Source organism: Actinacidiphila epipremni, from assembly GCF_012034175.1.
GTDB lineage: Bacteria > Actinomycetota > Actinomycetes > Streptomycetales > Streptomycetaceae > Actinacidiphila > Actinacidiphila epipremni.
Genome location: NZ_JAATEJ010000002.1, coordinates 38844 through 63347 on the forward strand (window position 1 = coordinate 38844; position 24504 = coordinate 63347).

A 24504-nucleotide genomic window follows, 5' to 3' on the forward strand; every position below is an offset into this window, starting at 1 on the left:
ACCACGTTGTGAAGCTCACCCGTTCAGCCCTTTTTCATGGCAGTTGGCGAAGCCTTCGGCATATTGCCGGTTATTGCCGCCCCATCGGCCCCGTCCGCCGTCCTGTCCGACGCCTTCGCCGCCGCCTCGGCCTCTTGCAGCGCCGTGGCCAGCCGCCGCTGGGCGGCGCCATATGCCACCCGGTCGCCCTTCTTCATCGCCGCGTCACTGTCGTCCATCGCCTTCTGCGCGTCCGCGAGCGCCTGCTCCAGCGAGCTGCCGGAGCCGGGCGGCGCGGCGGTCCCCGAAGCGCCGCTCTTCGGCGCGGCGGCGCCGCCGGCCCGGCCGAGCAGGTCGTCCAGGGCCCGGGAGAGCGTCGGCGCGTGGCTGGTCCTGCCGTTGTAGAGCGCGGTCACGCTGCCCAGCAGCGGGTAGTCGTCGCCGGCACCGCGGACGTAGACCGGCTCCACATAGAGCAGCCCGCCGTCCAGCGGGACGGTCAGCAGATTGCCGTAGACGACGGCGGAGTCCGTTCCCGAGCCCTTCATCCGGGCGATTTCCGGGTCGGACCGGCTCGCGGAGTCGATCTTCGACTGCACGGACTTCAACCCGTCCACCGAGGGGCTGGCGGGCATCCGCAGCAGCCTTATGGTGCCGTAGTCGGGGCTGGTGGCGTCCGCGTCGACGGCCATGTACGCGCTCATGTCCTCCCGGTCGTCCGACGTGAAGGTCGTGGTCAGGGAGAAGGTCTTCGCGGGCTGGTCCGGCATCCGCAGGCTCATGTAGTAGGGCGGCACCGCCTTGCCGCCCTTGGTGGCCGGGTCGTCCGGCACCTTCCACACCTGGTCGCCGTCGCCGAAGTCGGCCGCCTTGGTGACGTGGTAGGAGGTGAGGATCTGGCGCTGCACCTTGAACAGGTCCTGCGGATACCGCAGATGGTCCAGCAGCCCGGCGGGGATGTCCGCCTTGGGCCGCACGGTGTGCGGGAAGGCCTTCATCCACGTCTTGAGCACCGGGTCGCCGGTGTCCCACTGGTAGAGCGTGACCGTGCCGTCGTAGGCGTCGACCGTCGCCTTGACGGAGTTGCGGATGTAGTTGACCTGGTTCTGGTCGGTGAGGACCGCGCGCCGGCCGTCGGTGAGCGAGTCCGCGGTGGTGCTGCCGAGCGCGGTGCGGGAGGCGTACGGGTAGCTGTCGCTGGTCGTGTAGCCGTCCACGACCCACAGCACCTTCTTGCCGACGACCACCGGGTACGGGTCGCCGTCGATCGTCAGCCAGGGCGCGACCGCCGCGACCCGCTCCTTGGGCGTGCGGTTGTAGAGGATCTTCGCGTCCTTGCCCACGGCGCCTGAGGTGAGGATCCGCGGCTCGCCGAAGCTGATCGCGTACGCGGCCCGGGTGAGCGGGCTGCGCAGGCTGACGCCGCCCTTGCCGTCGTAGGTGGTGCCGTCCTTGTCGGCGTAGTCCGCCTCGGGGGTCTTCCCGCCGACGATGGAATACTGCCCGGTCTCCTCGCCGAAGTAGATCCGCTGCTGGTAGCCGGCCGGCAGGCCCTGGCCGTCGAAGACGGGGGCGCCCGTGGCGTCGACGGCGGAACCCTGGGCGGCGACGACGCCGTAGCCGTGGGTGTACTTCAGGTGGTCGTCGACCCAGTTGCTCTTCGGTATCCCGTTGACGTTCAGCTCCCGGACGCCCACGACGGTGTCCTGGTCCGTGCCGGCCCCGGCGTAGTGGTCCACGTCCAGCGTCGAGGGGAACTGGTAGGAGCCGCTGCCCTGGAGCTGCTGGAAGGCCGGCGAGACGACGTTGGGGTCCAGCACGCCCATGCCCACCGAGCTCGCCGCGTCCGCCCGCAGCGCCGGGCCGGCGCCGGCCTGGGGGCCCGCCTGGACGCCCTTGGCGGCTGCTGCGGGGGGCGCGGCGGGCTTGCCGGGGTATCCGGTCACCTTGGCGCCCGTCAGGCCGTAGGCGGCCCGTGTGGCGTCGATGTTCTTCTGGACGTAGGGCGCTTCCTTGGCGGCCTCGTTCGGCTGGACCTGGAATTTCTGCACGATCGCGGGGTACAGGCCGCCGATGAGGATCGCCGAGAGGACCATCAGGCCGAAGCCGATGGCCGGCAGCGACCAGTCGCGCCGCCACAGGGTGGCGAAGAACAGCAGCGCGCAGATGACCGCGATGAAGAACAGGATCGTCTTGGCGGGCAGGTAGGCGTTGGCGTCGACGTAGCGCAGGCCCGTCCAGTTGTCGGCGGTGCGGTAGCCGCTGGAGCGCACCGCGAGCTTGTAGCGGTCCAGCCAGTAGGCGACGGCCTTGAGCGAGACGAACAGGCCGAGCAGCACCGCCAGGTGCCCGGTCGCCGCGGACGTCACGCGCGCGCCGGGCGAGGTCAGCCGCAGCCCGCCGTACAGGTAGTGCACGGCCACCGAGCCGAGCAGCGACAGGACCACCACGGCGAAGCCGTAGCCGACCAGGAAGCGGTAGCAGGGCAGCTGGAAGGTGTAGAAGGACACGTCCTTGTGGAACTGCGGGTCCTTGGTGTGGAAGGGCGTGGAGTGCAGCATCAGCAGCCACTGCCGCCACTGGCCGGCCGCCGCGCCGCCGCCGATCAGGCCGAGCGCCCCGCTGACGCCGAGCAGCACCCACGGCTTGTAGGGCGCCAGGCCCATCCGGTAGCGGTCCAGGTTCTGCTGCTCGCTGGACATCGCGCTCAGCGGCGGGCGCAGCCGGTGGGCGAGGTACATGTTGCCGCCGACGCTGAGCGCCATCAGCAGCCCGAAGCCGGCGAACAGGTCGGCCTTGGTCCACGTCAGGGTGGAGAAGACCGACGGATAGCGCACGGAGCGGTACCAGAGCAGGTCGGTCCAGAAGCCGGCGAAGGTCACGAATCCGGCCATGAGCACGACGAGGACACCGAGCACGACGATGAGCGCGACGGCCGCGCGGGAGGGGCGGTGGGCTCTCCTGTTGTGTCCTGCCGCCCCTTCACCGCGGTCAGGCATCTGGAATACCAAGAGTGCGCACCTCGAATGTCAACTCATGTCGGCTTTTGCCCGGCGTCCCGGGCCGGGATCCCCGTCGGGCTCCCACAGATGCAACTTCACCGCGCTTTGGCCGGTTCCCGATTCCGGCAGCGGAAGGGGGAGGATACCCACATGTCCACCAATACGACCGATGGAGCGCCGCTCGCGGCGAACCCGCTGACCCGCGCCGTCCTGGAGATCGACGAGTACGCCGCCGGCCTCGGCTGGGACCGGCCCGCGCGGCTGTTCGCGCTCGTCGACACCGCGCACCTCAAGGCCCAGGAGCCGGCCCTGGCCGTGCAGCTGGGGCTGTCCGACGACGGGGCCGCCGCCGCGCTCACCCCGATCGAGCAGGAGGAGCTGCCGGCCGGCACGCCGCTCGACGAGTTCCTGGCCACCATCGCGTGGCCCGAGGTCATCGCGGGCTGCGCGCTGACCGTGGAGCGGCTGATGCTGCCGCCGTCCGCCGAGACGGCGATCCCCGACGACCTGGACGACGCGGCCCTCGCCGAGTGGGTCGCGGCGCACCCGCAGCGCGAGGAGGTGCGGATGACGGTGGCGGTGCTGCGTGACGGCGCCCGCGAGGCGGCGGTGCGGCTGCGGTCGAAGGACACCGCGACGCAGGTGCTGACCGGTGCCGGGCTCGTCCCGGGCCTGGCGGACGCGCTGTCGGCGACGTTCGAGGCGTAGCCGCCCGGCAGCCCGGCTCTTGGCGCAGGCCCGGCTCTTGGCGCAGGCCCGGCCCTTGGCGCGGGCTCAGCCCTTGGTGCAGCTGGGCAGCGCCTTGGTGTCGCCGGCCTTGATCTCCTTCAGCGCCGCGACCGCGTCGTCCAGCGTCGTGACCTTGACCAGGGTGAGGCCGCCGGGGATGTCCTTGGCGGCCTCGCCGCAGTTGTCGGCGGGGGTGAGGAAATACTGCGCGCCCTTGTTGCGGGCGCCGATGGTCTTCAGGCTGATGCCGCCGATCGGCCCGACCTTGCCGTCGTCGTCGATGGTGCCCGTTCCGGCCACGAACTTGCCGCCGGTCATGTCGCCGGGGGTGAGCTTGTCGACTATCCCCAGCGCGAACATCATGCCGGCGCTCGGGCCGCCGACGTCGGCGAGCTTGATGTCGATGTCGAACGGGAACAGGTGCTCCACCCCGGCCTGGATGCCCACCACGGCCCGGGCGGGCCCGTCGTCGGCGGACTTGCGGGTGGTGATCGTCACCTGCCGGCCCGGTACATCGTCGACGGCCTTGCCCTTTGCCTCGGCGGCGCTCACGACGGTGAACGTCACCGGCTGGCCCGGCTTGTGCTTGGTGACCAGCGAGGCGACGTCGTCCGGCTGCTTGATCGCGGTGCCGTCCACCGCCTTGATCACGTCGCCGGCGTGCAGCACGCCCTGCGAGGCGCCGCCGCTGACCACCGCGGCCACGATCACCCGCGACTTCACGGGGATGTTCAGCTCCTTGAGCGCGGCGACCTTGGCGCTGTCCTGCGACTGCGTGAATTCCTCGGCATTTTGCTGGTCGGCCTGCTCGGCGGTCTGCCCCTTGGGGTAGATGGTGTCGTGCTCGACGACCTTGTCGTCGTGCCGCAGCCAGCCGAAGACCGACTCGACCAGGTTCATGTGGTAGTCCGCGCCGGTGACCCGCACGGTGGTCATGTTCAGATGGCCGTCCGCGGGATACGTCTTGTGCCCGGTGATCTGGATCACGGTGTCGTTGCCGTACGTCCCCAGCGTGTTCACCGTGGGACCGGGCGACATCTCCGAATACGGCGTCGGAACGAGCAGCGCGACGCTCAGCAGCGCTATCAGCGTCAGGGTCGAGGCGAGCAGCGTCGCGGTACGGCTGGGCATGGAACGACAGTACGTGACCGGCCGGCGATGCGGCGTCCCGGGTGAGCCCGGACGAGCAGCGCCCCAGGCGCGCTCCCACAGCCCCCGCACAGCCCTCACACGGGCTCGGCGTCGGTCTCGTCCGTTTCGCCCTTCGTGATCGTCAGCGGCGGGTGCTCGGCGGGCTGCATGGCGGTCCTGAACCGCTCGTAGCCGGCCAGCGACGCCCCGTCCGCGTTGGTACGCGCGCGGGCCGCCCAGCGCGCCCACAGCACCGCGACGAGCACACCGAGAAGGGGGATGAGCAACCAGACAAGTGCCGCCACGGCGAACTCCCGACCCACACACCAGCAAAACGGACCTATGAGCAGATTAACGACTCAATGGCCCAACGCTCCGCCGGGGCGCGGGGTTACGCAACCGGAATTCCCCCTGGCAGCGCACCGCGGCGCGCACCGCGCACTCCGCCCGTCCGCGCGCCGGTACGGCCGCCTGCGTCCGTCAGACGCCGACCCACTCCTCGCTGCCGTCGGCGAAGCTCTGGTGCTTCCAGATGGGCACCTGGCTCTTGAGGTCGTCGATCAGCCGCCGGCTCGCCTCGAACGCCTCACCGCGGTGCGGGCACGACACCGCCACGACCACCGCCACATCGCCCACCCGCAGTTCGCCCACCCGGTGGACGGCCGCGAGCGCGGTGACCGGGAAGTCCGCCGCGACCTTCTCCGCGACCTGCCGCAGCGCCTCCCCCGCCGAGGGGTGCGCGGTGTACGCCAGCCCCGTCACGGCCGGGCGGGAGCCGCCGTCGTGGTCGCGTACCGTCCCGACGAAGAGCGTCGTGCCGCCCGCCGCGTCGTCGCCGACCGCCGCGAGGACCTCCGCCACCGACAGCGGGGTGTCGCGGATGCCGAGCAGGCGGATCGGCCCGGTGAGGTCCATGGATGTCATGCCCACCATGCTGCCTCATCCCCCGGCGATCACCGCCGGTCAGATGCCGCGCCGCTTGCGCGCCCGGCGGACCAGCGCCGCGGTGCCGACCAGCGCGACCGTGGCGCCCGCCGCGCCCAGCGTCGTGGCGTCCTTGCGGCCCAGCCGCCGCCCGGCCAGCGAATTGCGGCCCGCCACCTCGCGCAGCAGCTCGGCCAGCACCTCCTCGTTGGTCCAGCGCGGGCGCCACCCCGCCTCGTGCAGCCGGCTGCCGCTGACCACCCACGGGTGCATCGTGTACGCCAGGTCGCCGGCCGGCGACGGCGTCAGGCCCAGCCTGTGCAGCCGGGACGCGGCGCCGAAGGCGATCGCCGGCGGCAGCTCCATGCGCCGGATACCGCTCAGCTCCTCGACCTCCTCCTGCTCCAGCCAGCCGTCGCAGCCCACCGCCATCTCGCCCTCGACCTGCTCCAGCACCGCGTATTCCAGAGCCGAGACCAGGTCCTCGACGTGGCAGAACTGCCAGCACGGCCGGCTGCCGGCCACCACCAGCAGCCGCGGCGACTCGAAATACCGGGTCAGCGCGGTGTCCGTGCCGCCGACCAGGACCGCGGGCCGCAGGATCGTCACGTGGAGCCCGGGGTGGGCGCGCGGCGCGCGGCGGCCCAGCCGCTCGATCTCCAGCAGGTCGTCGACGAAGCTGGCCTCGGAGGTGGCGCGCAGCGGAGCGTCCTCGGCAAGGGGCACGTCGTTGTCGGCCTGGGCGCCGTAGACCATCGCCGAGGTGCACAGCACCACCCGGCGCACCCCGGCCGCCGCCGCGGCGGTCAGCACGGTCTGCGTGCCGCGCACGTTGAAGGCCGAGCGCGCCTTGGGGTCGGACTCCAGGTCGAGGTCCAGCGCCAGGTGCACCACGACGTCCGTGCCGCGCAGCTTGTCGGCGACGGCCGGGTCGCGGACGTCGAGCACCCGCCAGGTCGCCCCCGGCACGTCCCCGCGCCGCTCGTCGATCGCCACCACCTTTCTGACCTGGTCGGACTCGACCAGGCGGTGGGCCAGCGCGAGGCCGACGCCGGAGGCGGCACCGGTGATCGCGACCACCGGTCCCGCGGCGCTCCTGGCGGCGCTCCGCTCTGGGCGAACGTGTCCATCTGGGGAACTCACCGGGTGTCTCCCACGGTTGTCTCAGTTACGTACGCGGCCCGTACCTGCCACGCACCCAGCCATCCTGCCGGACAGGTGTCTAGGCTTGGAGGTACAGCCCATCACACCCGGCCGACCACGACAGCCCACCACGACACAGATCCGAGGAATCCCGTGAGCGACATCCCATTCGGATTCGGCGTCCCTCCGGAGGAGCCCGAGGACGGCGACGAAGGCAAGCAGCACAAGGGCGACGGAAGTGGCGCGGGCAGCGGCGGCGGGCCGGCGAATCCGTTCGGTTTCGGCGGCAATCCGTTCGGTGGCGGCAATCCGTTCGGTCCCGGCGCCGGCGACAACCCGTTCGCGGCGATGTTCGGCTCCCTCAACCCCGGCGACCTGGGCGCCGCCTTCCAGCAGCTCGGCCAGATGCTCTCCTACGAGGGCGGCCCGGTGAACTGGGACATGGCCAAGGACATCGCCCGCCAGACCGTCGCCCAGGGCACCGCGGACGGCCGCAAGGACGCCACGGTGGGCCGCGCGGACCGGGCGTGGGTCGAGGAGGCGATGCGGCTGGCCGATCTGTGGCTGGACGGCGTGACGTCGCTGCCCTCGGGCGCCGGCAGCGCGGTGGCGTGGAGCCGCGCGGAGTGGGTCGAGGCGACACTCCCGGTGTGGAAGGACCTGGTCGACCCGGTCGCGGAGCGGGTGGCCGGCGCCATGGGCGACGTGATGCCCGAGGAGATGCAGGCCATGACCGGGCCGCTGCTCGGCATGATGCGCTCCATGGGCGGCGCGATGTTCGGCTCGCAGATCGGGCAGGCGCTCGGCACCCTGGCCGGCGAGGTCGTCGGCTCCACGGACGTCGGCCTGCCGCTCGGCCCGGCCGGCAAGGCGGCGCTGCTCCCGGCCAATGTCGAGGCGTTCGGCTCCGGGCTCGGCGTGCCGATGGAGGAGATCCGGCTCTACCTGGCGCTGCGCGAGGCCGCCCACCAGCGGCTGTTCGCGCATGTGCCGTGGCTGCGGGCGCATCTGTTCGGCGCGGTCGAGGGCTACGCGCGGGGTATCAAGGTCGACACCGCCCGGCTGGAGGAGGCGGTGGGCCAGCTGGACCCGACGCAGCCCGAGCAGCTCCAGGAGGCGCTGCAGCAGGGCATGCTCCAGCCCGAGGACACCCCGGAGCAGAAGGCGGCGCTGGCCCGGCTGGAGACCGCGCTCGCGCTCGTCGAGGGCTGGGTGGACGCGGTGGTGCACGCCGCCGCGGCCCCGCACCTGCCGTCGGCCGGCGCGCTGCGCGAGACGCTGCGCCGCCGCCGCGCCACCGGCGGCCCGGCCGAGCAGACCTTCGCGACGCTGATCGGCCTGGAGCTGCGCCCGCGGCGGCTGCGGGACGCCTCCCGGCTGTGGGCGTCGCTGACCGACGCGCGCGGCGTGGACGGGCGCGACGGCCTGTGGGCCCACCCCGACATGCTGCCGACCGCCGCCGACCTCGACGACCCGGACGGCTTCGTGCACCGCGAGGCCCTGGACATCGACTTCTCCGAGCTGGACAAGATGCTCGGCGAGGCGTCCGGCCCGGACACCGCCCCCGGCACCGACGCCGGCGGCACCGACGGCGACAGCGGCGGCGAGGACGGCACCGGGGACGGCCCGGCCAAGGGCGACGGCGAGAAGTGAGCGCGCTGTACGAGGACGCCGTCGGCGTGCTGGAGGGCTGGCGGGCGCCCGACGAGGAGCAGGACCTGCTGCGCAAGGACTACCTGGCGCATCTGGCCGCGCATCCGGACGGCCTGTACAAGCCCAGCAAGGCCGGCCACATCACCGCGGGCGCGCTGGTCGTCGACCCGCCGCGCGAGCGCGTCCTGCTGACGCTGCACGCCAAGCTGCGCATGTGGCTGCAGATGGGCGGGCACTGCGAGCCGGAGGACACCGCGCTGTCGGCCGCGGCGCTGCGCGAGGGCGCGGAGGAGTCCGGGATCGCGGGGCTGCGGCTGCTGGTGCCGTATCCGGTGCAGCTGGACCGGCATCTGACGCCGTGCGCGTGGCATCTGGACGTGCAGTACGCGGCGGTCGCGCCGGAGGGCGCGGTGGAGTCGATCAGCGACGAGTCGCTGGACCTGCGGTGGTTCTCCTACGACGAGGTCGCCGGCGTCGCCGACGGCTCGGTGAATTCGCTGCTGGCGCGCACCCGCGCGCTGCTCTAGGACGGACGGCGCCGACTCGGCCGCCGGGGCGTGACGGGCGCCCGGCGGCGGGCCGGGCGCCGTCCTCGTACCGGAATCCCTTGCGGGGCCGCGGGTCAGTTGCCCCAGATGTTGCCGGCGTTCTGGCCGTGGGCGCCCTGCGGGCCGAGGCCGTACTGGGCGCGCACGCCGCCGCCGATCACCGCGTTCTGCGGCGGCATCAGCTCGCTGGGCTGCACCAGGACGTGCCCTTGCCCGACGAAGTTCAGCTCCCAGCCCTCGCCGGTGTTGCCGCGGCGGCGGAAGACCGAGCTGCTGCTGGTCTGCGCCTGCATCTGGACCCGCAGGGAGGAGGACCAGGCCACCACGGCGTCCGCGTCGCAGGAGACGTACTTGTCGGGCGTGACGGGCATCATCAGCGGCTTGCCGGAGGTCATGAGGGCGACCTTGCCGTCACCGGCGATGTTGAGGTTGTACTGGCCGGTGCCGGACAGGCCGAACTGGCTGTCGACGGCGATGACGTCCCAGTGCAGCCCGGAGTCCAGCGCGAGGACGTAGGCGCTGTCCACGGTGAGGCCGTCGTGGTCGACGTCGAGGATGTGGATCTGCTGGGCGAGGTTGGCGAGGTAGACGGTGCCCTGGCCCGAGCAGCGCATCAGGTCAAGACCCTCGCCGGTGTGCCGGCGACCGCTGCGCTGGTGGTGCGACTGGTATTCGCCGTCGAACTCGATCATGCCCTGGTAGGCGACCATCGAGCCCTTGCGGGCCAGGCAGTCCGGCCCGGTGTTCCCGTCGAGGCGGACCCGCAGCAGGTAGGAGTTCTGCAGGCTGTAGTGGTCCTGGTTCTGGACCTCGGTGTACGCGAAAAGCGGACTCTGCATGGTGTCCGGATCCCCCCTCAGCCCCGCGCCCGCAGGCGGTCGGTGCTGTCCTCGCTCGGCTGTACGACCACGAAGCCCTGCCCGGAGAAGGCGATCTGGAAGGCCTCCCCGCTGCCCCGCCCGATGAGCGCGGACGCCTTGAAGCTGCGCTTGGCCTTCATCTTCAGGCCCGACGACCACGCCACCAGCGCGTCCGGGTCGACGTACGTCTCGTCCTCGCCGCGCCCGCAGTCCACCACGATCGGTGTGCCGCGGGAGGTGACGGCGACCCATCCGCTGCCGGACACCCCGACGTTGAACAGGCCCTGCCCGGCGAACTTGGCCAGGCCCTTGACCCGCTCGACGCCCCAGCTCAGATGGGCGTCGAAGGCGAGCAGATTGGTGCCGTTGACGGACACCGACTCGTTGTTCAGGTTCAGGCACACCACGTCGGCGCCGTAGTCGGCGAGGTAGAGCAGGCCGTCGCCGCTGCACTTCATCAGCGGCGTGCCCTCGCCGGTCAGCCACGCCGAGGCCATCTGCCGCACGGCGGGCGGGTTGGGCTCGTACTGCACGAAGCCCTCGTAGGCGACCATGGAGCCGGTGCGCGCGAAGAGGTCCTGGCCGGTCGCCATGGCGACCTTGAGCATGGAGGAGCCGTGGTTCTCCATCCGGGCGGCGACCGGTGTGGGTGCGTAGCCCGCGATCATCTGCTGGTCCATTGCGGGGTCACACCTCGTAGGGCTGGACGACGATGAAGTTGCCGGGAGCGCCGCGGAACTGGAGGTTCACGGTCTCGCCGCTGTGGCCCGGGTAGGCGGTCCTGCGCAGCCGCACCTGGCTGGAGACGATCACCTGGGCGGCGGACGACCACGCCACGATGGCGTTGCTGTCGGCGTAGGTGGTCGGGGTGACGGGCAGCACCACGGGGGTGCCGTGGGTCTTGACGATCACCGTGCCGGTGCCCTGGAACTGCATGGTGAACAGGGCGCCGCCGGGGATGCCGTGGCCCTCGATCCGGCGCACCTCGTGCTGGAGGCTCTCGTCGAAGGCCAGCACATTCTCCGCGGACACGCAGATGGCGTCGCCCTGGAGCTCGATCGGGTGCAGATAGGCGGCGTTCTCGGCGAAGAAGACCTGGCCGCCGCCGGTACAGCGCATGAGCTGCATCTCCTGGCCGGTCATGTTGCCGACGATGCGGCCGGTGAAGCCGGCGCCCTTGTACGCGAAGTCGACCTTGCCCTGGTAGAGCACCATGCTGCCCTGCCGGGCGAGCACCGGCTGGCCGCCGGCCTGGCTGAGGTCGGCGCGCATCATCTTCGGGTTCTGCTGCGTCCAGCGCTGGCCGGTGGGCAGCTCGCGGTACTTCTGCATGCCGGCGGCCAGGCCCGCGCCCTGCGCCGGGACCTGCGGCGCGGCGTATCCGCCGGGCTGCTGGCCGAAGGCGGGCTGCGGGTAGCCGGGCGGGGGCTGCTGCCCGAAGGCGGGCTGCGGATATCCCGGCGGCTGCGGCGGCCCGGGCGGCACCTGCTGGCCGGGTACGGGCCCGGGCGGCGGGACCTGGCCGAAGGGCGGCGCGGCGGGCTGGCCGAGCGGGGCGACCATGGTGGGCGCCTGGTGCACCGAGGGGTCGCCGGGCGGGGTGCCGTACGCGGGCGGCGCGGGGGCCGGCGCCGGCGGCGGGACCTGGCCGAAGGCCGGAGCCGCGGGCGCGGGGGCCGGCGGCGGGGTGCCGAAGGCGGGCGGGGCCGGCGCGGGGGCCGGGGGCGGGGTGAACGAAGGGGCGGGCGCCGGGGCGGGCGCGCCGGGCGGCGGCGCGAAGCTCGGCGCGGGGCCGCCGGGCGGCGGGGCGAAGCCGGGGGCGCCGGCCTGCTGCGGCGCGGCGGGCTCCTCCTCGGCGACCTCGCCGCCGAAGTTCTGCAGCAGCGCGGCGAGCCCGCCGTCGAAGCCCTGGCCGACGGCGGCGAAGCGCCAGACGTCCTTGAGGTAGATGTCGGCGAGCATCACGGCGCGCTCGGTGGTGAACTCGGCGCCGCTGAACGCGTAGCGCACGACCTCCTCACCCCCTGCGACCAGCCGGATGTAGCCGGGGCCGATCTGCGACATCTGGCCGGCGCCGTCCACGGTCGCGGTGAAGGTGAGCTTCTGCACGGCGGGCGGTATGCGGTCCAGGGTGACCCGGAAGGACTCGGTGTCGCCGGACTGCGGCCCGAGCAGCTGGATGGACTCCTCGGGGGACTTCGGCTGGTTGAAGAAGATGAAGTAGCGGTCGTCGGACAGCTCCTCCTTGGCGTCCAGCCCGAAGCAGCTGATGTCGAAGGTCAGGCCGGGTCCGCCGATCTGCACCCCGACGTAGAGATCCGTCCCCGCGGTCAGATCACTGATCTTGGCCTTGTGGCCACGTTGGAATTCCCTGGCCATCGATCGACCGGCCCCCATCCCGTCCCGTGCTCGCTGCTGGTGCGTTGCGACAGGCTAACCGGTCGCGCGGGCACCGGCTATTCCCCTATGGCCTTGCGGCCCTGGTGGTCGTCCCTGCCGTCCCGGGCGCCCCGGCCCTCCCCGCTGTCCCCGGGATGCCGCGGCCGGTCGGCGGCGACGCCTTCCAGGAAGCCGCGGGCGCGCTCGGTGCGCGGGTAGCTCTCCAGCAGTTTCCAGAAGGCCGGGCCGTGCCCGGGCACCAGCAGATGCGCCAGCTCGTGCAGCAGGACGTAGTCGATGACGTACTCGGGCATGCCCTGGAGCCGGTGGGACAGCCGGATGCTGCCCTCGGAGGGGGTGCACGAGCCCCACCGCGAGTTCTGGTTGGTGACCCAGCGTACGGTGTCGGGGACGGCCCGGCCGTCGAGATACTGCTCAGAGAGCCGCTCGGCGCGGGCGGCCAGCTCGTCGTCGCCGGGCATCCGGCGGCTCTCCTGCGCCGCGAGCTTGTCCAGCATGACCGCCACCCAGCGCTGCTCCTCGGCCGCGGACATCCGGGCCGGGATCAGGACGACCGTGCGGTCGCCGTCGCGGTAGGCAGACACCGTCCGCCGCCGCCGGGCGCTGCGGCGTACTTCGACCGCGCTCGTCCGGTGGCCGCGGCCGGGCTGGCTGGCGAGTTCTCGCGCGGGATCGGCGGGCACGCCTTCGACCGTACCCGCTGTGTGTCCGGGAAGTCCCGTCTCCAGGCCGGTTGCCACCGGAATCACCTCGCTTCTTACGCATATTGAACGACTATTCCCCACACCCTGTGGATAACCCGTGAGGCGGGGCGGCGGGACAGGGCAATCTGGAGGAGTCGCGCACGGACGGAAGGGGGCAAAGTGTGACAGTGGACGGATACTGACCCGCTCTTGACCGGCCGGTCGGTGCAGGCAGGCACAATGGCGAGGTGACCGACGCGAAATGAGGGGCGCATGTCTGATCTTCCGCGCAAGGCTGTGACCCGCACCGCGAAGCTGGCCGCACTGCCCCTGGGGTTCGCCGGGCGCGCGACGCTCGGCCTGGGAAAGCGTCTGGGGGGCCGGCCGGCCGACGAGGTGGCGGTCGAGCTGCAGGAGCGGACGGCCGAGCAGCTTTTCAAGGTGCTCGGTGAGCTCAAGGGCGGCGCCATGAAGTTCGGCCAGGCCCTGTCGGTCTTCGAGTCCGCGCTGCCCGAGGACGTGGCGAGCCCCTACCGCGCGGCCCTCACCAAGCTCCAGGAGGCGGCGCCCCCGCTGCCGGCCCGCACCGTGCACCGGGTGCTCGCCGAGCGGCTGGGCGCGGACTGGCGGTCGATGTTCGCCGAGTTCGAGGACGCCCCGGCGGCGGCTGCCTCGATCGGCCAGGTGCACCGCGCGGTGTGGGGCGACGGGCGCAAGGTCGCGGTGAAGGTGCAGTATCCGGGCGCGGGCGCGGCGCTGCTGTCGGACCTGTCGCAGCTGGGCCGGGTGGCCAGGCTCTTCGGCCCGCTGGTGCCGGGCATGGACGTCAAGCCGCTGCTGGCCGAGCTGCGCGAGCGGGTCGCGGAGGAGCTGGACTACGAGCTGGAGGCCGGGGCGCAGCACGTCCACGCGGTGGAGTTCGCCGGGGATCCGGATGTGGTGGTGCCGGACGTGGTGCACCAGGCCGACCAGGTGCTGGTGACCGAGTGGATGGACGGGGTGCCGCTGTCGGAGGTGATCTCCGGCGGCAGCCAGGAGATGCGCGATCGCGCGGGGCAGCTGCTCGCGCACTTCCTGTTCGCAGGCCCGGCCCGCACGGGGCTGCTGCACGCCGATCCGCACCCGGGCAATTTCCGGCTGCTGACCGACGACGGGCCGGTGTCGGGCTGGCGGCTGGGCGTGCTGGACTTCGGGACGGTGGACCGGCTGCCGGAGGGCCTGCCGCTGCCGATCGGTACGGCGCTGCGGCTGGCGCTGGCCGGCGAGGCGGAGGAGGTGCACGCGATGCTGCGCGAGGAGGGCTTCGTCAAGCCGACGATCACGCTGGATTCCGACGCGGTCCTCGACTACCTCAAGCCGATCATCGAGCCGGCCGGGCGGGAGGAGTTCACCTTCGACCGCGCGTGGATGCGGGCGCAGGCCGCCCGGATCGCCGATCCGCGCTCGCCCGCGCACCAGCTGGGCAAGCAGCTGAACCTGCCGCCGTCGTATCTGCTGATCCACCGGGTCACGCTCAGCACGGTGGGCGTGCTGTGCCAGCTCGGGGCGCGGGTGCGGCTGCGCGAGGAGCTGCTGGAGTGGCTGCCGGGCTTCGCCGCGCGCAAGGGCACGGCTTCCGGCTGAGCCGGCGGCCGGCTGCCGAGGTGTCCGGGCGCGAGGTGTCCGGGTCGCGAGGGGTACGGGTCGCGAGGGGTACGGGTCGCGAGGGGTACGGGTCGCGAGGGGTCCGGGCCGCGGGGTGCCCGGGTCGCGAGGGGTGCGCCCGGGGCGGCTACCACCAGGCGGAGTCCAGCCGGCTCTCGATGCTGCGCAGGTGGCGGCGGGCGCAGTCGTCGCAGAAGTAGACGCGGTGGCCGTTCTCGACCGAGCAGGTCCAGGTCAGCGGCAGGCCGTCCTGGGTGGTGCCGCAGCGGGCGCAGGTGGTCGTGGTCCGGGGCGTGGGCCGGGCGTTCTTGTGATCCACCGGGAGACGATACCTCCGCGCGTGCCGCAATCGGCGGCATAACGCACCGCGGGGCCGGTCCTTTCGGACCGGCCCCGCATCGTCGTCGGCCGTGCTGTGCGCCCTATCGGGTTACTGCATCACGGCCAGGGCCAGCGCCCGCCGGGCCCGCAGCGAGGCGCGCTCGGCGCGCCGCTGCAGCCGCCGGGCGGCGATCAGCCGGGAGGCCCTGCGTTCGTGCTCGGCCTCTTGCAGCCGCTGTTGCATATGGGCACGGGCCAGGGCTTCTGGCATGAGTTGCATGTCGTGGTTCCTGTTCTGGGTGGACGCCAGCGCGTCGGAGGTCCGGGGGGTCTGTTCGAGGCGGGTGGGAGTCATCGGAGCCTGATTCATCGGGTCGTGGGTGGCGGGACGGTCGATCGTCCCCGGTGTCGTGAGCTTCCTGGCGTTCATGCCGCGACCGCGTCCTTGCGCGGGCGGCCACGGGGCCGCTTGCGGGGCACGACGACGCCCTGGATGAACAGCTCGCCGCCCCAGACGCCCCAGGGCTCGCGGCGGTCCTTGGCGCCGGCGAGGCAGGCCTCGCGGACGGGGCAGGTCTGGCAGAGGGACTTCGCGTACTCGACGTCGGCGGGCGACTCGGCGAAGAAGACCTCCGGGTCGTAGGTGCGGCACGGGACGGGCACGCCGAGACGGTCGATCTCGTCGTCGAGCTCGGTGAGGGGCAGCAAGGTGGTCTCCGGGGGCTGTGCGGGAGGGCGACTCGGGTCGGTGGCGGTTGACGGGGCGTGCTGGGCGGTTTGCACGGTGGTTCGTTCCTCGTCTGTCGGTCCGGCCGGTCGGCCGGTTGCTGGTGTCTCCTCGGAGACGCTGTCTTCTGGGGAAAACAGAAGGGCCGCGGATCCCGGTCTGGGATTCCGCGGCCCTGAGGTGCCGACCTGATGCGCTGTCAGGCTGGATCACTCCAGGGTTCGAGCCCGCGGAAGGCCCACTTGCCGTACTGCTGCGTCTTCTGCTGTCCGTTCGCGGAGCCGTAGGCGCCTTCCGCGCCTGCGGCGTTCCTGTTTCCGGCGCCGTTGGCCGCTGCCGCCGCGAAACCAAAGGCATGCGCCTTGGTCTTCGCCGCCGCCGCTACCGCGGACGCCTCGGTCGGTCGCTCACTGCGCGCACCGGTGGCCAGGACCGGCAGCAGGGCATCAGCGAGCAGGAGACCGGAGGCAGCCATGGGCATGCCGAGCGAGCAGGGGGCGGCAACTGGACGACCGGTCAGTTTCGTGATCAGAATCTGCGTGGACATCTGGCTCGCCTCCTCTCGGCGTCTCGTAAGGCTGATGGACGGTGTTTGCCTAGTACATCACGATCGGGCGGGCTCTTGGAAGAGCCGTTCTCAACCGCGCTCGTGAAGGCTATGGGGACCGCGACGCGATGCGCAAACTATTTTTCGGCTCCTTCTGCAGAAGATTTCGCGGAGTCCTCCGGAAGCCCGCCGTCCGTTTCACCTGCGGCTTCGTCGGCTGCCTCGCCGATCGCGTCGCCACCGGCCTCGCCGCCCACCTCGCCGCCGGTGCACAGGGCGAGCACGTCGGCGCCGAACTTGTCGAGCTTGCGGGCGCCGACCCCGGGGATACGCGACAGGTCCGCCGCGTCCTCGGGCCGGACCTCGGCGATGGCCAGCAGCGTCTTGTCGGTGAACACGCAGTAGGCGGGCTGGCCCAGCGCCCGGGCCTGGGTGGTGCGCCACTCGCGCAGCCGGTCGTACAGCGCCTCGTCCAGGTCGGACGGGCAGTCCTCGCAGCGCATGAGCTTGATCTCGCCGGCGTCCGACAGCGTCCGCCCGCACACCCGGCACAGCACCGGGCCGCGCCGCTTGCGACCGCCCGAGCCGCGCTCCACCCCGCCGGCGCCGCCGGCCGCGCCCCGGGCGCCGCGCGGCGCCGAGCCGGGCCGCAGCCCGTCGAGGAAGCGGGAAGGCCGCCTGCTGCCGCGACCGCCGGGCGAGCGGGACAGCGCCCACGACAGCGACAGGTGCAGCCGGGCCCGGGTCACGCCGACGTACAGCAGCCGGCGCTCCTCCTCGACCTGCTCGTCGGTCTTGGCGTGGGTGATGGGCAGGGTGCCCTCGGTCAGGCCGACGACGAACACCGCATCCCATTCCAGGCCCTTGGCCGCGTGCAGCGAGGCCAGCGTGACGCCCTCGACGGTGGGGGCGTGCTGCGCGCCGGCCCGCTCGTCGAGTTCGGCCACGAAGTCGGCGAGGGTCGCCCCGGGGCGGGCCGCGGCGAAATCCTCCGCGAGCCGCACCAGCGCCGCCAGCGACTCCCAGCGGTCGCGCACCGCCCCGGAGCCGGTCGGCGGCTCCGAGGCCCAGCCGCGCGAGCTGAGCACCGCCCGCACCTGCTCCGGCACGCTGCCCGCGTCCTGCGCCGGGTCGGCCGACGCGCGGGCCGCGCCGCGCAGCAGCATGCCCGCCTCGCGCACCTCGGGCCGCTCGAAGAAGCGCTCGGCGCCGCGCAGCTGGTAGGGCACCCCGGCGTCGGCGAGCGCCTGCTCGTAGACCTCCGACTGGGCGTTGATCCGGAAGAGCACGGCGATCTCGCTGGGCCGCACCCCTTCGTCCATCAGCTCGCGGATCCGCCGGGCGGCGCCGGCCGCCTCCGCCGGCTCGTCCGGGTATTCGGCGTAGGAGGGCTCGGGGCCGGCCTCGCGCTGCGAGACCAGCTCCAGGCGGTGCGCGGCGGCCTGCCCGCGGGCCTGGGCCAGCAGCCCGTTGGCCAGGCCCACCACCTGGGGCGTCGAGCGGTAGTCGCGGACGAGCTTGACGACCGTCGCCTCCGGATACCGGGTGCGGAAGCCCAGCAGGAAATCCGGGGTGGCGCCGGTGAAGGAGTAGATGGTCTGCGAGGCGTCGCCGACGACGCACAGGGTGTCCCGGCCACCGAGCCACAGCTCCAGCAGCCGCTGCTGGAGCGGGCTGACGTCCTGGTACTCGTCCACCACGAAGTGCTGGTACTGCGAGCGGACGGTGTCCGCGACGTCCGGGCGGTCCTGGAGCACGCCGACCGTCAGCAGCAGCACGTCCTCGAAGTCGATGGAGCCGCGGTCCCGCTTCAGCTGCTCGTAGGTGGCGTAGATACGGGCGATCTCCGCGGGGTCGCGCGGCACGTCGCGCCCGGTCTTGGCGGCGACCGCCGGATAGTCCTCGGGCACCGTCTGGGTGACCTTGCACCACTCGATCTCGCCCGTGACGTCCCGCAGTTCGTTGCGGTCCAGGCGGATGCGGCTGCGGGCGCCGGCCTCGGCGACGAGCTGCACCTTGCGCTCCAGCAGCCGCGGCATCTCGCCGCCGATCGCGCGCGGCCAGAAATACTGCAGCTGGCGCAGCGCCGCCGAGTGGAACGTCCGCGCCTGCACACCGCCCGCGCCGAGCTGCCGCAGCCGCCCGCGCATCTCGCCGGCCGCCCGCGCGGTGAACGTCACCGCGAGCACGCTGGCCGGGGCGAGGATGCCGGCCCGCACCCCGTAGGCGATCCGGTGGGTGATCGCCCGGGTCTTGCCGGTGCCGGCGCCGGCCAGCACGCACACCGGGCCGCGCAGCGCGGTGGCGACGGCGCGCTGCTCGGGGTCGAGGCCGTCGAGCACCGCGTCCGCGGAGTCGGGGAGCGGGGGGAAGAGCGTGTCGTGGGGTGTCGCAGTCACAACCGCCACTCTGCCAGGTCCGGCCGACACCCCGGGAAAGTTATCCACAGCCGGCCCCGGAATGCGGACGGCGGGCGGCGCGTTGAGCGGTGAGCCAGATTCTCTCGCGACGAGGAGCGACTCCGATGCCGGGCACCGTGACCATGTACAGCACCAGCTGGTGCGGCTACTGCCGCCGTCTGAAGAGCCAGCTGGACCGCGAGGGCATCGCCTACACCGAGATCAACATCGAGGAGCACCCGGAGTCGGCGAAGTTCGTCGAGGAGGCCAACGGCGGCAACCAGACCGTGCCGACGCTGCAGATCCTGCCCGCCTCCGGCGCCCCCCAGGTCGTCATGACCAACCCCAGCCTCGCCCAGGTCAAGCAGGCGCTGGGCGCCTGACCTCGGGCCCGGCCCGCCGCACGGCGGCGCGTCCCGCCGCCCCCGCCCTCAGGGGCGGGGCAGCGGGGCGCCGTACCACTGCTCGATGAGGCGGGCCGCGATCGAGATGCCGAACGGCGGCAGGACCTCGCCGGAGGCGAAGGCGGCGCGCAGGTCGGCGCGGGAGAACCAGCGGGCCTCGTGGATCTCCTCGCCGTCGACGTCGATGTCGGAGGAGGTCGCGCGGGCGTTGAAGCCGAGCATCAGGCTGGACGGGAACGGCCAGGGCTGGCTCGCGATGTAGGTGACGTCGTCGCCGATGGTGACGCCGACCTCCTCGGCGACCTCGCGCCGCACCGCCTGCTCCACCGACTCGCCGGGCTCGACGAAGCCGGCCAGCGTGGAGAAGCGGCCCTCGGGCCAGTGCAGCTGGCGGCCGAGCAGGGCGCGGTCCTGGTCGTCGGTGACGAGCATGATGACCGCGGGGTCGGTGCGCGGGTAGTGCTCGGTCAGGCAGGCCGGGCAGCGGCGGATGTGGCCCGCGGCGGCGATGACGGTGCGTTCGCCGCAGCGGGAGCAGAAGCGGTGCATGCGCTGCCAGTTCTCCAGCGCGACCGCGTGCACCATCAGGCCCGCTTCGAGCGGCGAGAGCAGCCCGCCGACCTCGCGCAGTCCCGCGGGCCGCGCCGCGCCGTCCATCCGCCCGGGCAGGGCGTCCTTCTGCAGCGCGAAGTAGCGCACCCCGTCGGGGGCGATGCCGAGGAAGTAGCGGTGCATCTCGGTCTCCGGCGCGTCGAACGCCGGGGTCATCACCAGTTCGGTACGGCCGTCGGGGCCGTCCTCGACCAGCACCTGACCGCCGGAGACCACGAACACCCGGGTCGTCGGGTGGCTCCACGCCGCGGCGAGCCACGCCTCGTCCGTCCGGTGGTGTGCGGCCCGGTCCACTCCCGAGTAGGTGAGCGCGAGCGGTCGGTCCTGGGCGTCAAGTCCGGTCAAGGTCGTTTCCATCTCCCCGTCGTGCAATGGGTGCGTACCGCAGGCGCACCACCCTTGCCTCCGGCAGCTGCCAACCGCCGGCGCCCGGGGAAATTCCCGGTGACGGTACGGATACCCCGATACGCCGCGTCGTCCGAGGTCGGGCGCGCCCTATGCAGCGTAGCCCGCCGTCAGCCCTCGCCGCCCAGCAGCCGCTCCAGCTCCGCCCGCCCTGGCAGCCCCGCGGGCCGTACGACCTCGCCAGTGCGGACGAACAGGAAGGCCGCGCCGACCCGCTCCGGCGGCACGCCCCGCATCTCCGCCCACGCCAGCCGGTAGATCGCCAGCTGGAGCGGGTCGGCGGTCGCGGCCGGACTGCGGCCGGTCTTCCAGTCCACGATCTCGTACGTATAAGGGTCCGCGCCGCCGCTGCCGTCACCGTCGCTGCCGTCGGCTTCGGCTCGGCCATGTGTGCCGCCGTCGGCTGCGGCTCGGCGATATACCGCGTCGATCCGGCCGCGGACGACCCGGCCGCCGAGGACCAGGTGCACCGGGACCTCGACGCGGTAAGGGGTGCGGTCGGCGTAGGGGCCGCGCAGGAACGCCTCCTTCAGGGCTTCCAGGTCCGCCTCGTCGGCGATCTCGTCGCCGCCCTCGATGCCGGGCAGCTCCTCGGGCCCGAACAGCGGGCGGGCGTCGAAGCGGGACTCGACCCAGGCGTGGAAGCGGGTGCCGCGCCGGGCGGCCGGGGCGGGCGCCTTCGGCATCGGGCGGGCCAGCTCGCGGGCCAGGCCCTCGGGGTCGGAGGCCAGCTGCATGAGCTGGCTCGCGGTGAGCGTCGCCGGCAGCGGTACGTCCCGCACCCGGGCGCGTGACCTGCGCAGCTCCTCCGAGAGGGCGTCCAGGTCGCGGTCCCACGACGCAATGAGCCGCGCCTCGGCCGGGTCGAGGTCCGCCGCGCCCGACTCGTCCCCGGTGCGCGCGGCGGGGACGCCGCCCTCCCCCGCCGGAGCGTCCTGCGCGGACTCCGCCGCGTACCCCAGCACCGCCCGTGCCGCCCGGCGCCGCATCCGCAGCCCCTCCGGGTCCAGCGGCAGCGGCCACGCCGGCTCGCCGGCCTGCTCGAGCGACGGGTTGACGGCGCCCTCCGCCGGCTCCTCGGCCCACGCCTCGACCTCGCCGTACCCGGCCTCGCCGTGCGCGCGCAGGGCGTCGAGGAAGGCGGACGGCCCGAACGGCGCCTTCTGCGTCGGCCCCCACCAATATCCGGAGCCCAGCAGCAAGGAGCGCGGCCGGGTGAAGGTCACGTAGCCCAGGCGCAGCTCCTCGACCCGCTGGTGCTCGCGCATCGCCTCCCGGAAGCCGTCGAGCCCGGCCCGCGTCCACTCCGGCACGTCCGGCAGCGTCCCGGCGTCGCCGCGCAGCGCGTGCGGCAGCACCTTGGCGTTGACCGGCCACAGCTCACGGCCGCGCTCGCTCGGGAAGCCCTTGGCGACGAGCCCGGGCACCGCCACGACGTCCCATTCCAGGCCCTTGGACTTGTGCGCGGTGAGCACCTTGACGGTGTTCTCGCCGCCCGGCAGCGAGCTGTCCAGGCCCTTCTCGTACTCGGCCGCGGTGTGCAGGAAGCCGAGGAAGGCCAGCAGCGTCGCCTCGCCGTCCAGGGCGGCGAAGCCGGCGGCGACGTCGAGGAAGTTCGCCAGCGTCTCGCGGCGGCGGGCGGCGAGGGCGTGCGGGGACGCCGACAGCTCGACCTCCAGGCCGGTGACCGTCAGCACCCGGTGCAGCACGTCCATCAGCGGGTCGGCGAGCGATCTGCGCAGGTCCCGTATCTCGGCGGCGAGCCGGGCGAAACGCACCCGGGCCTCGGCGGAGAAGGGCAGGCCGTCGTCCGGGTCGGCGTCCAGGAAGGTCTCCAGCGCGTCGGCGAGCGAGACGACCTCGGCCGGGTCCACGCCCTCGACGGCCGCGGCCAGCCGGTCGCGCCCGTCGCCGCCGGGCCCGGAGCGCACCAGGAGCCGGGCGCGGCGGCCGAGCAGCGCCAGGTCGCGCGGGCCGATGCGCCAGCGCGGGCCGGTCAGCAGCCGCACCAGGGAGGCGTTGGCGGTCGGGTCGTGCAGCACCTCGCACACCGCGACCAGGTCGGCGACCTCCGGCAGATGCAGCAGCCCGGACAGGCCCACCACCTCGACGGGCACGTCCCGGGCGACCAGGGCGGCGTGGATCTCCGGGAAGCGGCCCGCGGTGCGGCACAGCACGGCGATCTCGCCCGGCGGCGTCCCGGTGCGCACCAGGTGGGCGAGGGAGTCGGCCAGCCACTCGGTCTCCTCCTGCTGCGTCGGCAGCAGCGCGCACCGCACCAGGCCGTCCCGCTCGGCTCCAGGGGCCGGCCGCAGCGCCTGGACGCCCTCGTGGCGCTCGCGCAGCTCGGCGGCGAGGGTATTGGCCAGGTCCAGCAGCCGGCCCCCTGAGCGGCGGTTCTCGCTGAGCGAGTAGCGGTCGGCGGGCCGCCCGTCGGCGTACGGGAAGTGGCGCGGGAAGTCGTCGAGGTTGGCGACCGAGGCGCCGCGCCAGCCGTAGATGGCCTGGCAGGGGTCGCCGACCGCGGTCACCGGGTGCCCGGTGCCGGCGCCGAACAGCCCGGCGAGCAGCAGCCGCTGGGCGACGGAGGTGTCCTGGTACTCGTCGAGCAGCACCACGCGGTACTGCTCGCGCAGAGCGGCCCCGACCTCGGGCCGGGTCTGCGCGAGGGTCGCGGACATCGCGATCTGGTCGCCGAAGTCCAGCAGGTCGCGGCGCCGCTTGGCGTCGCGGTAGGCGGCGGCGAGACCGGCGAGGTCGCGGCGGGCGGCGACGGCGTGCGCCACGTCCCTGACCCAGGCGTAGCCGCGCCGCCCCGGGTCGAGCCCGGCCAGCTCGGCGGCCAGCCGCTCGTCGTGGGCCCGCAGCCGCTCGGCGGGCACCAGGTGCTCGGACAGCTCGCCGGACAGCGCCAGCAGGTCGCCCACGAGCGTCGGCAGGCCCTTGGTGAGCGCCGGGTAGGGCCCGGGCGCGGCCCGCAGCACCTGCGCGGCGAGCTGGTAGCGGGTGGCGTCGGCGAGCAGCCGGGCGGTCGGCTCCAGGCCGATGCGCATGCCGTGGTCCTTCAGCAACTGCCCGGCGAAGGCGTGGTAGGTGGAGATCTGCGGCTCGCCCGCCCCCGGCTCCGCCTCCTCGTGACCGCCGCCCGTGCGGGGGGTGGGCTCGTACGGTCCCGGGGTTCGCTCGTACGGGGGAGGTTCGCGGTCGTACGGGTCGCGTGCGGTGACGCCCGCCTGGGTGAGCGCCTTGCGTACCCGCTCGGCCAGTTCGCCGGCCGCCTTGTTGGTGAACGTCAGGCCCAGCACCTGCTCGGGGGCGACCTGCCCGGTGCCGACGAGCCACACCACCCGGGCGGCCATCACCGTCGTCTTGCCCGATCCCGCGCCGGCCACGATCACGCCCGGGGCGAGCGGCGCGGTGATGCACGCCGTCTGCTCCGGGGTGAACGGGATGCCCAGCAGCTCTTTGAGCTGGTCAGGCGAAGTGATGCGGGTCGACACCCATGGAGGCTACCCGGAGCCGCCGACACGGCGGACGCGGGCGACGCGGCAGAGGCGGCAGTCGGGCGGGTCAGACGCTGACGCCGCCGTCGTCGGTGAGGGTGGCCAGTTCGGCGGGGTCGACGGTCAGCGAGGTGGGCGGCGCGGTGACGTGCGGGGGCTTGCCGAAGTCGCTGTAGAGGCCCGTCTCGCCCGTACCGTCCGGGCCGCTCTCGGACTTGACGACGTACGGCGTGCCGCCGGTCGAGACGAAGAGGGTGGACATGTAGCCCGAGGCGGTGTGGACCAGCGGGACCACCTGCCGGCCGTCGAGGGTGATCTGCGCGGACTTGCGCAATGTGCCCTCCGTGATCTCCGAGGTCATCTCGTCGAGGAAGTCGTCGACGTGGCACAGTTGGTCGAACCCGACCGCCGCGTACTCCTGCGGCGTCAGCCGGGCCCACTTGCCGGCGAGGCGGTCGGCGGCGGCGTCCCCGTCGTCGGCGCTGTCGTACCAGAACCGGTCGTCGCCCTTGAGGTACGCGCGCCCGTCGTCGGCGACGGTCAGCTGCATGTTCTCACCGTCGAACTGCGCGGACAGCGCGCAGGTTCCCGACGTCGTGGCGGCGGCCTTGAGGTGGTCTCCGTCGTAGCCGAAGGTGGTCAGGTCCATCGTGAAGGCGCCGGAGGCGCGCATGTTTGCCACGGCCTTGTCCAGGAGCTGCCGCGCCGTCAGGTCGGCGAAGGGCTGCGCCTTGTGCGCAGCCGCCGTCGTCGACGCGGCGGGCACGGCAATGGGCAGCGCGCCGCCCGCGTCGTCCTCGTCGCCCAGGCAGCCGGTGAGCAGTGCGCCCGCCGCGGCAGCCGCGCACATGGCGGCCAGGCTTCTTGCAATGGCCGGCATCGGCCGTCCC

The 24504-nt window shown here is 73.1% G+C and carries 22 protein-coding genes; 5 read left to right on the top strand and 17 right to left on the bottom strand.

The window, feature by feature from the left end:
- Positions 1-23: 23 nt before the first annotated feature.
- Entirely contained in the window at positions 24-2978 is a 2955-nt protein-coding gene (locus HCN08_RS03085) for a UPF0182 family membrane protein (protein ID WP_167981287.1), read from the bottom strand.
- Between the two features lie 153 nt (positions 2979-3131).
- Between HCN08_RS03085 and HCN08_RS03090 the strand changes: the two genes are divergently transcribed.
- Entirely contained in the window at positions 3132-3689 is a 558-nt protein-coding gene (locus tag HCN08_RS03090; protein WP_167981288.1) for a PPA1309 family protein, read from the top strand.
- A gap of 66 nt (positions 3690-3755) precedes the next feature.
- On the opposite strand, the gene HCN08_RS03095 is transcribed toward HCN08_RS03090, so the two are convergent.
- The 4 genes from HCN08_RS03095 to HCN08_RS03110 form a co-directional block, all read right to left on the bottom strand.
- Complete coding sequence (locus tag HCN08_RS03095) at positions 3756-4841, bottom strand: YlbL family protein (RefSeq protein WP_167981289.1); 1086 nt, start codon at positions 4839-4841, stop codon at positions 3756-3758.
- A gap of 95 nt (positions 4842-4936) precedes the next feature.
- On the bottom strand, positions 4937-5146 hold the full coding sequence (locus tag HCN08_RS03100; RefSeq protein ID WP_167981258.1) for a hypothetical protein: 210 nt from the start codon (positions 5144-5146) through the stop codon (positions 4937-4939).
- Between the two features lie 175 nt (positions 5147-5321).
- Positions 5322-5765, bottom strand: coding sequence for a molybdenum cofactor biosynthesis protein MoaE (locus HCN08_RS03105; RefSeq protein ID WP_240969738.1), 444 nt, complete (start codon positions 5763-5765; stop codon positions 5322-5324).
- Between the two features lie 39 nt (positions 5766-5804).
- Positions 5805-6908, bottom strand: coding sequence for an SDR family oxidoreductase (locus tag HCN08_RS03110; protein ID WP_167981291.1), 1104 nt, complete (start codon positions 6906-6908; stop codon positions 5805-5807).
- 153 nt (positions 6909-7061) lie between these two features.
- Here HCN08_RS03110 and HCN08_RS03115 point away from each other — a divergent pair, with 153 nt between their 5' ends.
- Positions 7062-8561 (top strand): zinc-dependent metalloprotease, encoded by a 1500-nt coding sequence (locus tag HCN08_RS03115; protein ID WP_167981292.1) that lies wholly within the window; start codon positions 7062-7064, stop codon positions 8559-8561.
- Positions 8558-9088: an NUDIX hydrolase gene (locus HCN08_RS03120; protein ID WP_167981293.1), complete on the top strand. Its 531-nt coding sequence runs from the start codon at positions 8558-8560 to the stop codon at positions 9086-9088. Before HCN08_RS03115 ends, HCN08_RS03120 begins: the two co-directional genes overlap by 4 nt.
- A 95-nt stretch (positions 9089-9183) precedes the next feature.
- On the opposite strand, the gene HCN08_RS03125 is transcribed toward HCN08_RS03120, so the two are convergent.
- From HCN08_RS03125 to HCN08_RS03140, 4 genes are all read right to left on the bottom strand, one after another.
- Positions 9184-9948, bottom strand: coding sequence for an AIM24 family protein (locus HCN08_RS03125; protein WP_167981294.1), 765 nt, complete (start codon positions 9946-9948; stop codon positions 9184-9186).
- Positions 9949-9965: 17 nt separating this feature from the next.
- Complete coding sequence (locus HCN08_RS03130) at positions 9966-10649, bottom strand: AIM24 family protein (RefSeq protein ID WP_167981295.1); 684 nt, start codon at positions 10647-10649, stop codon at positions 9966-9968.
- A 7-nt stretch (positions 10650-10656) separates the two neighbouring features.
- Positions 10657-12348, bottom strand: coding sequence for a TerD family protein (locus HCN08_RS03135; protein ID WP_167981296.1), 1692 nt, complete (start codon positions 12346-12348; stop codon positions 10657-10659).
- Positions 12349-12425: 77 nt separating this feature from the next.
- Positions 12426-13052, bottom strand: coding sequence for a M48 metallopeptidase family protein (locus HCN08_RS03140; RefSeq protein ID WP_167981297.1), 627 nt, complete (start codon positions 13050-13052; stop codon positions 12426-12428).
- A gap of 273 nt (positions 13053-13325) precedes the next feature.
- Between HCN08_RS03140 and HCN08_RS03145 the strand changes: the two genes are divergently transcribed.
- Positions 13326-14675: an ABC1 kinase family protein gene (locus HCN08_RS03145; RefSeq protein WP_167981298.1), complete on the top strand. Its 1350-nt coding sequence runs from the start codon at positions 13326-13328 to the stop codon at positions 14673-14675.
- A 148-nt stretch (positions 14676-14823) separates the two neighbouring features.
- On the opposite strand, the gene HCN08_RS03150 is transcribed toward HCN08_RS03145, so the two are convergent.
- The 5 genes from HCN08_RS03150 to HCN08_RS03170 all read right to left on the bottom strand — a co-directional run bounded on the left by HCN08_RS03150 (position 14824) and on the right by HCN08_RS03170 (position 18633).
- Complete coding sequence (locus HCN08_RS03150; protein ID WP_167981299.1) at positions 14824-15015, bottom strand: hypothetical protein; 192 nt, start codon at positions 15013-15015, stop codon at positions 14824-14826.
- A 111-nt stretch (positions 15016-15126) separates the two neighbouring features.
- Positions 15127-15447 (bottom strand): hypothetical protein, encoded by a 321-nt coding sequence (locus tag HCN08_RS03155; RefSeq protein ID WP_167981300.1) that lies wholly within the window; start codon positions 15445-15447, stop codon positions 15127-15129.
- Complete coding sequence (locus HCN08_RS03160; RefSeq protein WP_167981301.1) at positions 15444-15800, bottom strand: WhiB family transcriptional regulator; 357 nt, start codon at positions 15798-15800, stop codon at positions 15444-15446. Before HCN08_RS03160 ends, HCN08_RS03155 begins: the two co-directional genes overlap by 4 nt.
- A 143-nt stretch (positions 15801-15943) precedes the next feature.
- Positions 15944-16291: a hypothetical protein gene (locus HCN08_RS03165; protein ID WP_167981302.1), complete on the bottom strand. Its 348-nt coding sequence runs from the start codon at positions 16289-16291 to the stop codon at positions 15944-15946.
- A 137-nt stretch (positions 16292-16428) separates the two neighbouring features.
- On the bottom strand, positions 16429-18633 hold the full coding sequence (locus HCN08_RS03170) for an ATP-dependent DNA helicase UvrD2 (protein WP_322974235.1): 2205 nt from the start codon (positions 18631-18633) through the stop codon (positions 16429-16431).
- 182 nt (positions 18634-18815) lie between these two features.
- On the opposite strand from HCN08_RS03170, the gene HCN08_RS03175 reads away from it, so the two are divergent.
- Positions 18816-19073, top strand: a complete 258-nt coding sequence (locus HCN08_RS03175; protein WP_167981304.1) for a glutaredoxin domain-containing protein — start codon at positions 18816-18818, stop codon at positions 19071-19073.
- A gap of 48 nt (positions 19074-19121) precedes the next feature.
- Here the strand turns inward: HCN08_RS03175 and nudC are convergent, their stop codons facing one another.
- The 3 genes from nudC to HCN08_RS03190 all read right to left on the bottom strand — a co-directional run bounded on the left by nudC (position 19122) and on the right by HCN08_RS03190 (position 24494).
- Positions 19122-20063: an NAD(+) diphosphatase gene (nudC, locus tag HCN08_RS03180; protein ID WP_167981305.1), complete on the bottom strand. Its 942-nt coding sequence runs from the start codon at positions 20061-20063 to the stop codon at positions 19122-19124.
- 158 nt (positions 20064-20221) lie between these two features.
- Entirely contained in the window at positions 20222-23611 is a 3390-nt protein-coding gene (locus tag HCN08_RS03185) for an ATP-dependent DNA helicase (protein WP_167981306.1), read from the bottom strand.
- A 70-nt stretch (positions 23612-23681) separates the two neighbouring features.
- Complete coding sequence (locus HCN08_RS03190) at positions 23682-24494, bottom strand: hypothetical protein (protein ID WP_167981307.1); 813 nt, start codon at positions 24492-24494, stop codon at positions 23682-23684.
- Positions 24495-24504 lie beyond the last annotated feature (10 nt).

Excerpts from the sequence above, each read along its gene's own strand:
- HCN08_RS03135 (WP_167981296.1), bottom strand. The coding sequence starts at position 12,348 with ATGGCCAGGGAATTCCAACGTGGCCACAAGGCCAAGATCAGTGATCTG.
- HCN08_RS03165 (WP_167981302.1), bottom strand. The coding sequence starts at position 16,291 with ATGTCCACGCAGATTCTGATCACGAAACTGACCGGTCGTCCAGTTGCC.
- nudC (WP_167981305.1), bottom strand. The coding sequence starts at position 20,063 with ATGGAAACGACCTTGACCGGACTTGACGCCCAGGACCGACCGCTCGCG.
- HCN08_RS03175 (WP_167981304.1), top strand. The coding sequence starts at position 18,816 with ATGCCGGGCACCGTGACCATGTACAGCACCAGCTGGTGCGGCTACTGC.
- HCN08_RS03145 (WP_167981298.1), top strand. The coding sequence starts at position 13,326 with ATGTCTGATCTTCCGCGCAAGGCTGTGACCCGCACCGCGAAGCTGGCC.
- HCN08_RS03125 (WP_167981294.1), bottom strand. The coding sequence starts at position 9,948 with ATGCAGAGTCCGCTTTTCGCGTACACCGAGGTCCAGAACCAGGACCAC.
- HCN08_RS03105 (WP_240969738.1), bottom strand. The coding sequence starts at position 5,765 with ATGACATCCATGGACCTCACCGGGCCGATCCGCCTGCTCGGCATCCGC.
- HCN08_RS03090 (WP_167981288.1), top strand. The coding sequence starts at position 3,132 with ATGTCCACCAATACGACCGATGGAGCGCCGCTCGCGGCGAACCCGCTG.
- HCN08_RS03130 (WP_167981295.1), bottom strand. The coding sequence starts at position 10,649 with ATGGACCAGCAGATGATCGCGGGCTACGCACCCACACCGGTCGCCGCC.
- HCN08_RS03085 (WP_167981287.1), bottom strand. The coding sequence starts at position 2,978 with ATGCCTGACCGCGGTGAAGGGGCGGCAGGACACAACAGGAGAGCCCAC.
- HCN08_RS03155 (WP_167981300.1), bottom strand. The coding sequence starts at position 15,447 with ATGAACGCCAGGAAGCTCACGACACCGGGGACGATCGACCGTCCCGCC.
- HCN08_RS03095 (WP_167981289.1), bottom strand. The coding sequence starts at position 4,841 with ATGCCCAGCCGTACCGCGACGCTGCTCGCCTCGACCCTGACGCTGATA.
- HCN08_RS03190 (WP_167981307.1), bottom strand. The coding sequence starts at position 24,494 with ATGCCGGCCATTGCAAGAAGCCTGGCCGCCATGTGCGCGGCTGCCGCG.